At 49.9% G+C, this 12,420-nt stretch carries 10 protein-coding genes; 7 read left to right on the forward strand and 3 right to left on the reverse strand.

What is annotated here, in order from left to right:
- Position 1 precedes the first annotated feature (1 nt).
- Positions 2-1,192: an efflux RND transporter periplasmic adaptor subunit gene (locus tag PKI34_07535; protein ID HNS17654.1), complete on the reverse strand. Its 1,191-nt coding sequence runs from the start codon at positions 1,190-1,192 to the stop codon at positions 2-4.
- A 232-nt stretch (positions 1,193-1,424) separates the two neighbouring features.
- On the opposite strand from PKI34_07535, the gene PKI34_07540 reads away from it, so the two are divergent.
- A complete protein-coding gene (locus PKI34_07540; protein ID HNS17655.1) occupies positions 1,425-2,750 on the forward strand; it encodes an OmpA family protein in 1,326 nt (441 codons plus the stop codon).
- Here the strand turns inward: PKI34_07540 and PKI34_07545 are convergent.
- On the reverse strand, positions 2,747-4,336 hold the full coding sequence (locus PKI34_07545) for an acyl--CoA ligase family protein (GenBank protein ID HNS17656.1): 1,590 nt from the start codon (positions 4,334-4,336) through the stop codon (positions 2,747-2,749). The two genes, PKI34_07540 and PKI34_07545, sit on opposite strands and share 4 nt — an antisense overlap.
- A 199-nt stretch (positions 4,337-4,535) precedes the next feature.
- On the opposite strand from PKI34_07545, the gene PKI34_07550 reads away from it, so the two are divergent.
- The gene (locus PKI34_07550; protein HNS17657.1) at positions 4,536-4,847 is read left to right on the forward strand and encodes an RNA-binding protein; all 312 of its coding nucleotides are present in this window, start codon (positions 4,536-4,538) and stop codon (positions 4,845-4,847) included.
- 81 nt (positions 4,848-4,928) lie between these two features.
- On the opposite strand, the gene metG is transcribed toward PKI34_07550, so the two are convergent.
- Positions 4,929-6,989 (reverse strand): methionine--tRNA ligase, encoded by a 2,061-nt coding sequence (metG, locus tag PKI34_07555; protein HNS17658.1) that lies wholly within the window; start codon positions 6,987-6,989, stop codon positions 4,929-4,931.
- Between the two features lie 157 nt (positions 6,990-7,146).
- Between metG and PKI34_07560 the strand changes: the two genes are divergently transcribed.
- From PKI34_07560 to PKI34_07580, 5 genes are all read left to right on the forward strand, one after another.
- Positions 7,147-7,755 (forward strand): DedA family protein, encoded by a 609-nt coding sequence (locus tag PKI34_07560; GenBank protein ID HNS17659.1) that lies wholly within the window; start codon positions 7,147-7,149, stop codon positions 7,753-7,755.
- Positions 7,756-7,757: 2 nt separating this feature from the next.
- Complete coding sequence (locus PKI34_07565) at positions 7,758-8,660, forward strand: LD-carboxypeptidase (GenBank protein ID HNS17660.1); 903 nt, start codon at positions 7,758-7,760, stop codon at positions 8,658-8,660.
- 631 nt (positions 8,661-9,291) lie between these two features.
- Positions 9,292-10,431: an ATP-binding protein gene (locus tag PKI34_07570; protein HNS17661.1), complete on the forward strand. Its 1,140-nt coding sequence runs from the start codon at positions 9,292-9,294 to the stop codon at positions 10,429-10,431.
- A 121-nt stretch (positions 10,432-10,552) separates the two neighbouring features.
- Positions 10,553-10,915, forward strand: coding sequence for a YraN family protein (locus PKI34_07575; GenBank protein HNS17662.1), 363 nt, complete (start codon positions 10,553-10,555; stop codon positions 10,913-10,915).
- A gap of 180 nt (positions 10,916-11,095) precedes the next feature.
- Entirely contained in the window at positions 11,096-12,370 is a 1,275-nt protein-coding gene (locus tag PKI34_07580) for a pseudouridine synthase (GenBank protein ID HNS17663.1), read from the forward strand.
- Positions 12,371-12,420 lie beyond the last annotated feature (50 nt).

Below are 12,420 nucleotides of genomic sequence, written 5' to 3' on the forward strand. Positions count from 1 at the left end.
ATTAGAAGTTCTTCAATTCAGCGGGTACCTCCACCATTTGAGGATCGACCTTCTGCCCCGGACGGACCAGGTTCAATCCCTCGAACACGATCCGGTCCTTCGGCGACAGTCCTGAGTACAAAAGGAACATGCTTCCGACCTTTGCGGCCAGTTTTACAGGACGCACTTCAATCGCATTGGTATCGTTCACGACAAAGACCTGATAAAGCCCCTGCAGTTCCCTGACGCTCCGCTGGGGGATCACCAATCCGTCTTCGACCATCTCCACCACGATCTGCACCCGTGCAAACTGACCGGGGCGCAGTAAGTTGTCAGTATTGGGAAACGAAACCTGGATAAGCAGTGTTCCTGTGGTTGGATCCACCTGCCTGTTCACAAAATCAAACCTGCCGGAAAAAGGGAAAACAGATCCGTCGGACAGGATCAGTCGGATCCTGTCCTGTTCGGGTACAGGAACCGTCCTTGGACCTGTTGTGACCGTGTCCGGTTCTTTCTTCTGAGTGGTTTTCCGGGCAAGCAGAAGGTAATCAGATTCGGTAATGGAAAACTGGACCAGGATCGTGTCAATGATGGATACCGTATTGAGCACCACGGGGTTCGGAGGACGGCCCACATATTCACCTGTTTTTGCTTCGGTCTTGCCAATGACTCCTGTGATGGGAGAAAAGATATTGGTATAGCCCAGGTTGATCCGGGCATACCTCAGGTTGGCCTCCGCGGCATCCAGAGAAGCTTTGGCAGCACCGTACTGCGCCACGGCAGCATCCAGGTCGCTCTGGCTGACGGCATTGATCTCCGCCAGGGGCCTGATCCTGTTCAGGTCGCTCTCAGCCTTGGCCAGCATGGTATTGGCCTCGGCCACACCGCTCATGGCCTCCGCTTCCAACGCCTTGAAAGGTTCCGGATCAATGGTGTACAGCAACTGACCCTGCCTGACAAACGTTCCTTCCTGGAAATGAAGCCCTGTCAGAAATCCATCCACCCTTGCCCGGATCGGAATATCCTTATACCCATAGGTTTGCCCCACAAATTCACTTTTTATCGGAACGGTCGTCTGAATGACGTTGACTGCCTGAACCTTCGTCAGAGGTGCCGTTTTAACCGCTTCCTTCCTGCAGGCCGGATGGAGCAGAATGACACCGAAGAGGCAACAAATGACCGTGCCCCTGAAAATGAGTGCAATAAATTTCATGGCTGAGATTTTGGAACTATGGGCAAATATATGTAATCTGACTAAAAATTGTATGCTCACCGGAGAATATTCCAAAAGATTTGGTATCCCATCGGGTAAGGTATTGCCAGTATCAATGAATCAGATCGGCCTTTCAGGGAAAGAATGCATACCCACTTGCAATCAGCAGACTTTTTTTGTAATATTGTCCCACTCTAGATCGCTTGCTTTGTTCAATCCAAAATCCATCAAGATGAAAAATCTCTTTATGTTACTTTTTGCATGCAGTTTCTGGGTATGCAGCTTCACCTTGCATGCGCAGGGTACGGGTGACTGGGACAATCCCTATTCCGTTTTGAAAAATCAGCCCGAAGCCGACCTGGTCATCAGGGTTGGTGACATTGACAACCTTGGATTTGGCTGGCCCGAGGATTTCAATCCGTTCACAGGTAAGAATACCGATGCACATGATTATCCCTGGGAAGCCGAATCGGATGATCCCCCGGGTACTGACAGAATCTTTGTCGTATCGGGTTATTCGCTCGCAACATCCACAGGGGCCGATGGCTATACGACTTCCACCAGCCGTCCTGACAATGAGCCTCAACCGGTCACGCTGGAGTATTCCCTGTCCGGAGTCGAAATGCAATCGGCGATGATCCGCTTGTTCGTGGATGATTTCCAGTCCCCTTCCTTTGCAACCGTTTACCAGGTCACCATCAATGGCCAGCGTATTCCCTATCTTGAAAACATGATCAATGCACTTGACCAGACCGGTCCCATCGGAAAAATGATCACCGCGCAACTCCTTCCTGAAGATCTGGACCTGGTGAAAACAGGACGGATGGTGATCCAAATCGATGATCCCGCCACAGGGGCAGGTGACGGATTTGCCATTGATTTTGTTCAATTGCTGATCAATCCGAAAAAGATGGCTTTCACGCAGACGATACAGGGGAAAGTGGTAGATGCGGTCACAAAAGAAGGGATCGGCAGTGCGCTGGTATCGGCCACGAACATTGTCGAAACCCTGACAGACAAGACAGGGGACTTTTTACTGACCGGCATTCCTGCAGGGCTGGCCATCCTGACCGCCTCAAAAACAGGTTATGCCAGCAAAACGGTGCCTTATGACATGTATGATGACGAACATATAGACGATCCATCGATCATTATCCCAATTCAAAAACTGGATGAATCCATTGCCAAAATGGGAGAGGAAATCGATAAAAAAGGTCTGCTGGTCCTGTATGGAATTCATTTCGAGGTTGATAAGGCCACGCTTACTCCCGAATCCATCCAGGTGCTGGAACAGCTCGAAACGGTGATCCGTGAAAGACCTGGCCTGAACCTTGAGATTGCCGGTCACACCGATTCAGATGGTACGGATGAGTACAACCTGCAGCTCTCCCGCGAAAGGGCCCAGGCGGTGGTGAGCTGGCTGAGCGAAAATGGAATTACCAACAAACTGACAGCCCGGGGATATGGTGAAAGCTCACCCGTTGCCAGCAATACGACTGCAGAGGGAAAAGCAGCCAACCGCAGGGTGGAGATCAAGGTAATCGGGAAAACGAATTAATTAATTCGTTTTCCCAACATTGCCCATTCCTTCTCCCGCAGAATATACTTCTGTATCTTCCCTGTGGCGGTCTTGGGCAGGTCACAAATTTCGATGGCAGCGGGACATTTATAATGCGCCATATGTTCCTTGCAGAAAACAAGGATCTCTTCCTCTGAAGCGTATGCCCCTTTTTTGAGGGTGACAAATGCTTTGGGCCGTTCGCCCCATTTTTCATCCGGGATGGCAACCACGGCGCATTCCAGTACCGCTGGATGGCGGACCACCGTTTGTTCCACTTCAATGGTGGATATGTTCTCCCCACCCGAAATAATGATATCTTTCAGTCTGTCGCGGAGTTCGATGTATCCATCGGGATGCCACACAGCCAGGTCGCCTGAATGAAACCAGCCTCCGCGAAAGACCTCCGCGGTGGCTTCCGGCTGCTTGTAATACCCCTGCATTACATTGTTTCCCCGCATCACGACTTCCCCAATGGTTTTGCCGTCACGCGGCACATCCTTCATATAGGAGTCCACTACCCTGACAAGGTCGGCCGTCAGGTAGGCCTGACCCTGCCGTGCCCGCAACCGGGCCTGTTCTTCCAGGGATACTTCATCCCATTCCCGGTGCCATTCACAGATCGTGTAGGGCCCATACGTTTCGGTCAGCCCGTAAACGTGAATGGGCCTTAAATTCAGCGACCGGAGTTTTTCCAGCAGGGTCGGGGAAGGAGGAGCACCTGCTACGGTGACCGTAACAGGATGATCAATGCGACAGGCACCGGGATGATTCACCAGCATGGTATGTAAGGTAGGGGCACCGTTGAAATGGGTCACTCCTTCTTTTTGGATTAACGCCCAGATCAGTCCGGGATCGGTCTTGCGCAGGCATACGTGCGTACCTCCAACAGCTGTCACGGCCCAGGAAAAGCACCAGCCGTTGCAGTGGAACAGCGGAAGTGTCCATAAATAGACCGTATCGAGAGTCAAACCTGTTTCGATCACCTCCCCTAAGGCATTCAGATACGTACTCCGGTGGGAAAAGATCACACCTTTGGGTTTACCGGTCGTCCCTGATGTGTAATTGATGGAAATCGGCTGATCTTCGTGCTCAACGGAATTTTTCAGCGGTTCGGGCGATCCGCCGGCCAGAAATTGTTCATAGGGATCTTCCTCCAGGCCGCTGTCGTCCACCCGGACAATGGTCAAATCCGACAGGTCCAGGTCGGATACCAGGCTATGGAACTCGGAATCCACGAATAAAAAACGACTGTCCGAATGCTCCAGGATGTATCGGATCTCCTCTTTATTCAGCCGTGTATTGATCGTCACCAAAACACCCCCTGCCAGGGGTGCACCGTAATGCGCCTCCAGCATCGCAGGCGTATTGGGACAAAGAAATGCGACTTTGTCATCCTTCACCAGGCCCGACTTCTGCAATGCACTGGCCAGGCGATGCACACGCTCTTCAAACTGACGATAGGTGTACGTTCGGTCACCATGAACAATGGCGATTTTTTCAGGGAAAATAAACGCACTCCGGTGAAGGAAATCCAGCGGACTGAGCTCTGTCCGCCAAACCGGCCCTGATTTGCTCTCTTCCATGATCATCTTGAAATAGAACTACTAAAATAGCAATTTCTTTCGTTCCCATCCCTCCCATTGAAGGGGAAGGGTAAAGATAATTACACTTTCACGATAATAAAACTTCATTCTTTATGTAATTTGTCAATTTTTATATTACATTTGCCCGATTTTTAAGCTGACTAAAAGGTCAGAGGTTTAATTTTTAACAGTTTTTTCAATGAACATTTACATTGCAAACATCCCATTCAAGGCCAAGGATAATGACCTTCGGGAGTTATTCGAACAGTATGGCGAAGTCACATCCGCCAAGATCATTATGGACAAAGTGACCCAGAGAAGCAGAGGCTTCGGGTTCGTAGAGATGAGTGACGATACAGAGGCCCACGAAGCCATTGAATCACTCAACGGCTATGATTTCATGGGCAAAACACTGGTCGTTAACGAGGCGAGACCCCGTACCGAGAACCCTAACGGTGGCAACCGTGGTGGTGGCGGTTTTAACAGAAGACCAAACAGGAGTTATGAGTAGATAACCGCGGAAAAGAACCAAAAGAGGCTGGCTCGTGCATACGGGCCAGCCTCTTTTTTTTGAATTACCATTGACGATTATTTATTTTATATCGCTTCCATCAGGCAAAGAGGGAGAAGGGATCAGAAACGCCAGCTTGCCGTCGGGGCCTTCCGCCATGAGGATCATACCCTCAGAGGTAAGCCCCCTCAGCTTGCGCGGCTCCAGGTTGACCAGGAAACACACCTGCTTTCCGATGATCGCTTCCGGGCTGAAATGCGTGGCAATGCCTGCCACCACCGTACGCTGGTCAATTCCGGTATCAATCCTGAGCTCTAGCAGCTTATCGGCCTGCGGCACTTTTTTGGCCTCCAGGATGGTGCCCAGCCGGATGTCGATTTTGGCGAAATCATCATAGGTGATCTGCGGCTTTTGAGGCTTTGCATCCGGTTTTTTAGCTTCATTGCTCACCTTGGTTTCCTGAAGCTTCTTCACCTGTGCTTCGACGACATTGTCCTCAATTTTCTCAAACAGATAGAATGAGCGGTTCAGCTGATGACCCGGTTTCAGAATATCCATCCTGCCGGCATCGTTCCAACGCATGGCCGGAAGGTTCATCATCTGCCTGATCCTCACAGCAGTAAAGGGAAGAAAAGGTTCACACAAAACAGTCAGGTTGGCACACAGCTGCAGCGAAACATTAAGGATGGTCCCAACGCGGGCTTCGTCGGTCTTTATCAGCTTCCAGGGCTCTGAATCCGTCAGGTACTTATTGCCGAGGCGCGCCAGGTTCATCAGTTCGCTGAGGGAGTCCCTGAAACGGAAGTTCTCCAAAAAGCGGCCGATCCGTTCCGGAAACTTGCTTACCTCTGCCGCTACCCGTTGATCTACCACGCTCATTTCTCCTGCCTCAGGAACCCGGTTGCCAAAGAACTTATCGGTCAGCACCAGCGTGCGGTTGATGAAATTACCGAAGATCGCCAGCAGCTCGCTGTTGTTGCGTGCCTGGAAATCCTTCCAGGTGAAATCGTTATCCTTGGTTTCCGGAGCGTTGGTGGTAAGGGCATACCGCAACACATCCTGCTTTCCGGGGAATTCTTTCAAATATTCGTGCAACCAGACGGCCCAGTTACGGGATGTTGAGATCTTGTCCCCTTCCAGGTTCATGAACTCAAAGGCGGGTACATTGTCCGGAATGATGAATGTTCCCTCGTGATGCAGCATGGAAGGAAAGATGATGCAGTGGAACACAATGTTGTCCTTGCCTATGAAATGGATGAGGCGCGTATCCATTGCCTTCCACCATATTTCCCAATCCGCGTTATGCTGCTGTGCCCATTCACGCGTGGCAGAGATATAACCGATGGGGGCATCGAACCAGACATAAAGCACCTTACCTTCCGTTTCCGGGAGGGGTACGTCGACGCCCCAGTCCAGGTCACGGGTCACCGCCCGGGGCTGCAATCCGTGATCGAGCCAGGATTTACACTGCCCGTAGACATTGGGCTTCCAGTCATCTTTGTGTTCTTCCAGTATCCAGCGTTTCAGCCAGGCTTCGTACTTATCCAGCGGCAGGTACCAGTGTTTGGTCTCTTTTTTCACGGGAGGCTTGCCGCTGATGGCCGAACGAGGTTGGATCAGGTCATCGGGACTGAGTGATGTACCACAGCTTTCGCACTGATCACCGTAAGCATTCGGGAAGTCACAACGGGGACAGGTGCCCGTAATGTAACGGTCGGCAAGGAAGACCTGGTTGTCTTCATCAAAGTACTGCAGGGAAGTCTTTTCGACGAATTCACCTTTTTCGTAAAGGGTCCTGAAAATGGCCGCAGCGGTCTCGTGATGAATGGGATTCGACGTGCGGCTGTAAATATCGAAGGATATCCCGAATTCCTCAAAAGAATCCTTAATGATCTTATGGTACCTGTCGACGATCTGCTGCGGGGTGACGCCCTCCTGCCTTGCCTTGATGGTGATCGGGACACCGTGCTCGTCTGAACCCCCGATGAAAAGCACCTCCTCCCCTTTGCTCCGGAGATACCGGACATAAATATCGGCGGGAATGTATACACCGGCCAGGTGACCGATATGGAGCGGCCCATTGGCATACGGGAGGGCGGAAGTGACTGTGGTGCGCTTATACCAGCGATCCGTTGAGCTCATAGGATGGTGATGTTTATAGTTAAACTATCAGAAAATCTGCACAAAGATAGGGATTTGAACTTCACTGACAGGGATTTGACCGGGCAACCGATAAAATGGAAAAGGAGTTGGAGGGGAAACTTAAAATTTAGACCTTTGTACTTAAAACAAACCTGCCATGGGCATTACTGAATTCCTTGCCACGCACATCACCAATTTCATTGACCAGACAGGATACATCAGCATTTTCCTTTTGATGGTCATGGAAAGCATGGTCTTACCCGTACCCAGCGAAGCCGTGATGCCCTTCGCGGGCTTTCTGATCGTGCAGAACCGGTTCACGTATGCGGGTGTGATCATTGCCAGCACGCTGGGAAGCATCGTCGGATCCCTGTTGTCGTATGCCATCGGCAGGTATGGAGGCAAGCCGTTCGTTGATCGCTACGGAAAGTATTTTTTGCTGAACCGGAAGGATCTGGAAGCCACTGAAAAGTTTTTCGGCCGTTACGGCAGCATGACCATTTTCGTCAGCCGTTTCATCCCCGTCGTGCGGCACCTGATCTCCATCCCGGCAGGCAGCGGCCGGATGCACCTCGGACGATTCTCGCTCTACACCATTGTGGGTGCAGGGATGTGGAACACCATCCTGACGGTAGCCGGATATTACCTCCGCCAGAACTGGGACGACATCATGAAGTACAGCCACATCATCGACTACGTTGTACTGGTATTACTCGCGGCCGGGATCGGCTATTTTATTTATAAACATCTCCGCAAAAACCAGTAGCAATGATCGGTCCACCCTGTCTGAAAAAAGGTGACCGTGTGGCCATCGTGGCTCCGGCCCGTAAGGTTTCCGCCGAAGACCTGGACCCCGCCATCCGGATGCTGGAAGCCTGGGGACTGAGTGTAGTGACCGGTCAGCGGGTATTCGGTACCTGGAATCAGTTTTCCGGAACGGATCCCGAACGAGCCGCTGACCTCCAGGAAATGCTCGATAACAGCGACATCCGGGCCATATTTTGCGCCCGGGGAGGATATGGGCTCATCAGGATCATTGATCGCCTCGATTTCACACGCTTTGTAAAAGATCCAAAATGGATCGTCGGGTACAGTGATGTTACCGTGCTGCATGCCCATATCCATACGAATTTCGGCATTGAGACCCTGCACGCCACCATGCCCATCCAGTTCGGGGAGACGGTTGAATCGTACGAAACATTTACAACCCTCAGGAAAGCACTCTTCGGAGAATCCCTGACGTATTCACTCCCCTGTTCAAACCTTTCCAGAAAAGGTACCGCCCGGGGAATGCTGGTGGGCGGCAACCTGTCGCTGATCTACGGACTGGCCGGTACCAAATCGGATCTGGTAACCGATGGAAAAATCCTTTTTCTGGAGGACCTGGACGAATACCTGTATCATATCGACCGGATGATGCACAACCTGAAGCGCAGCGGCAAGCTTTCCCGTCTGGCCGGGCTGATCATTGGCGGCATGACGGATATGAAAGATAACCAGGTACCCTTCGGCAAGACCGCCGAAGAGATCATCGCCGAAGCTGCCGGGGAATATGATTACCCGGTTTGCTTCAACTTCCCGGCGGGGCATGCCCCGGATAACAGGGCACTGATTCTGGGCAGAGAGGCAGTGCTGAACGTTGGGGAAGAGGTTGTTTTCAGGCAAACCTGAGGCAAATCCCAAATTCCAAACTCCAAAATCCGGATAAATTCCATCCTGATAGTAAAAGGGATCAAATCCCAAATGATTTAAGAGTTGAATTATGCATGGGATGGTCATCCCACTGGATATTACCTTGACAATGACATGGCCTCCTTCGAAGAGATGGGGCTTGAGCTGGATCCGGAGGAATGGCTGGAATCTCAAGGGTCATCATTGAATGCTTGTTATCCATCGAGTTGAAAGCACGGTAAGTAAGATTAAAACCGGTGTACGCCTCGAGAAATTTTCTGTACCTGGTTGGATTAAATGACTTTTCATCAAACTTTACTTCCCATGCTTCTCCCTCCATATAATTTTCTGAAATAATGAAATCGATCTCATTTCCAATGGTGAGAACTGGTTAAGCAAAGCGTTCCTGAATCCAAGATCATAAAAATATACTTTCGGCATTTTGGTCAGTTCTTTCCGGATGTGCCTGTAAAATGGCCTTAATCAACGGATATGATAGCATTTTTGAAGGATGCAGTTGTTTAGCCTAGGATTTATGTAGCAAAGTCGCCTTTGTTGAAAATAAAAATAAACAAATAAATAAAACAAATTTTATTAAATTTGTCGGATTTATCTGACAAATTAATAGAAAATGGAAAAAATATTATATCCACGGGTATTAATGGATAAAATCACCCCCTGGCTTCATCAGGGGAAGATCATCATTCTTTATGGCCCCAGGCAGGTTGGAAAGACCACCCTTGTGAAGGAAATGATCAGGCAGCACAGGGAAGCGATCTATTTGAATTGTGAGCGGCAACCGGTTTGGGAGTTGCTCACTTCACGTAATCCTATACGAATAAGACGATATATCGGCGGGGCGAAAATGGTCGTTTTTGACGAAGCCCAGAAAATCCCGAAGATCGGTGAAATATTGAAGCTACTCATCGATACCTTCCCTGAAGTTCAATACCTGGCAACCGGCTCCAGCAGTTTTGAACTGACAAACGAGCTATCGGAACCCCTTACTGGCCGTAATGTGAAATTCATCCTGTACCCCCTGTCTCTTACAGAGATCAGTAGCCAGTGCGATACCGTAACCCGCGAGGAAATGCTGGATGACCTGCTTTTATATGGTTCATATCCGGATATTACAGGACGGCCAAAAGAGCAGAAGGAAAAATTACTGGAGGAGCTGACTGGCGATTATCTTTTCAGGGATGTGCTGCGCTTTGAAAACTTGCGAAGATCCAATGTTTTAATCGGCCTGCTAAAAGCTGTTGCACTGCAAATGGGGAATGAAGTTTCACTCAGAGAGCTTGGCAATTTGCTGAATATCGCAGTTGATACGGTACAACGATACTTATTTTTACTGGAGCAGTCATTTGTGATCTTTTCCCTTCCATCATTCAGCAGGAACCTGAGAAATGAAATATCCAAAGGCAGAAAATACTTTTTTTATGACATCGGCATAAGAAACAGTCTCCTGCAAAATTTCACCTCCTTGACAAGCCGAAATGATGTGGGACAACTTTGGGAGAACTTCTGCGTGATCGAGCGGATTAAATTTAACCAGGCTCATGACAGGAGGGTCAACATGTATTTCTGGCGGACATACCAGCAGCAGAAAATTGACCTGATCGAAGAGCATTCTGGAAAACTGCATGCTTTTGAATTCAAGTGGGGATCAAAATCCAAAGTCAAGACACCTATTGTTTTCATCAATACTTACCCGGAAAGTGATTTCCAACTTATTAATCGTGAGAATTACCTCGAGTTTCTGATAGGCTAATCCCCTGTTGCCTGGATCTTGGAATTTGTTTGGATTTGGGACCTTGGAATTTGGAATTTTTTAACCCGCAGTGGTACATTTCCCCCCTTTTCCGCATTAACCATAAACAACACTCCCATTTATGGCTGAACACAATGAAACCGGAAAAGCAGGAGAGGAGATCGCCGCACAGTATCTCCGCTCCAAAGGATTCACCATCCTTGAAACCAACTGGCGGTGGGGCAAAAATGAAATCGACATTATCGCCGAAGAGAAGGATTGGCTGGTGATTGTAGAGGTGAAAACCAGGCATTCGAGCGACTTTGGTGATCCGGAAGATTTCGTGACCCGGCAAAAGCAGAAACTGCTCATACGGGCTGCCAATTCTTACATCAACCGGTACGCGGTGAAAAAAGAGGCCCGTTTTGACATCATCAGCATTGTGCTCCGGGGTAAAAATCCAGAGATCAATCACCTTGTCGATGCCTTCTACCCAACACTATAAAACTGTCAATCGACAATTGACAGTGGACAGTGGACAATTTTTGATGGTCGCGCACTGAAACCTCATTATTAGTTGCTGACTGTTGATCCCCGCTTCGCTTCACTCGCGGGGACAGGCAGTTGATTGCTGACTGTCAACTGCTGACTTTTATCTGTATCTTTGCTGTCTGATACAATCACCATGAGACCAAGAAAAGGATCATCCTCCGGTCGGCCGGAAAAACCACAGCAAAAACCACCATGGAATCCCGAGGAATCTTCCCGGCGTGACGATTATTCACGTGCCAGGACTCCCAGAAAAAAAATCCTGATCCTCGATAAAGATGAGAAAGAACCAGAGCGCCAGCCCTCCGGAGTAAAAAAAGTGTACCGGAAAACAACAGAGTCAGAGCCGGGATGGAAGGGGAAAACCTCACCCGTAAAAAGGAGATCCCCTGGATCGGATCCGGACTCTCGACCAAAAAGAAGGTCTTTTGAAACAGGTCAGGAGCCAGTAAAGAAAAGACGCTCCTCTGGAGATGACCGGGAGGCAGGTCCGAAAAGACGATCCTTTGGAACAGACCGGGAACCAACCAGGAACCGGATGGCAGCAAAGCCCGGCTTCCGGAAAAAGGAGGAGGCCTTTGAAAAAGATCGCGAAAAACAACCGGCTGAAAGAAGGACCACACGAGACTACAAACCATTCAGGGAACCAGGAAAGGGCAGGGGATCCAAAAAAGAGATTCAATTCAGGGGCGAAGAGACCGACCTGGTACGGCTGAACAAATTCATTGCCAATGCCGGTGTCTGCTCCCGGCGGGAAGCCGACGAACTGATCACTGCAGGGGCTATCCGGGTAAACGGAAAGATCGTCACTGAACTTGGCGTCAAGGTTTCCCGGAAGGATAAGATCCAGTACGGTGACCAGACCCTGCGGGCTGAGCCCATGGTCTATGTGCTGCTGAACAAGCCCAAGGGATACATCACCACAGCTGACGATCCCTTAGACCGGAATACGGTGATGATCCTGGTGAAAGAGGCTTCCCGTTACCGGATCTATCCCGTCGGCCGCCTCGACCGCAATACCACCGGCCTTCTCCTGTTCACCAACGACGGGGAGCTTGCCAAGAAACTAACTCACCCGCGCCACAGGATCGAAAAACTGTACCATGTGGAACTGGATAAGAACCTTACCAAAAATGACCTGCTGACCATTTCCGGCGGAGTGGAGCTGGAAGACGGCTTTGCGAAAGTGGATGAGATTGCCTATGTGGCAGAAGCTGATTCCAAAAAAGAAATCGGCATACGGCTGCATTCCGGTAAAAACAGGATCGTCAGGCGCATCTTCGAGAAACTCGGTTATAAGGTAACACGGCTCGATCGCACCATCTTTGCCGGCCTGACCAAGAAAGACCTGCCGCGGGGCCGCTGGCGCCATCTCAGCAAGGAAGAGGTTGGCCGGCTGAAACGGCTGTGAAATTTAGGATTCAGTATTTAGGATTTGATTTTTGATCTTTGATCTTTGAT

This window comes from Bacteroidales bacterium, assembly GCA_035342335.1.
Taxonomy (GTDB): domain Bacteria; phylum Bacteroidota; class Bacteroidia; order Bacteroidales; family JAGONC01; genus JAGONC01.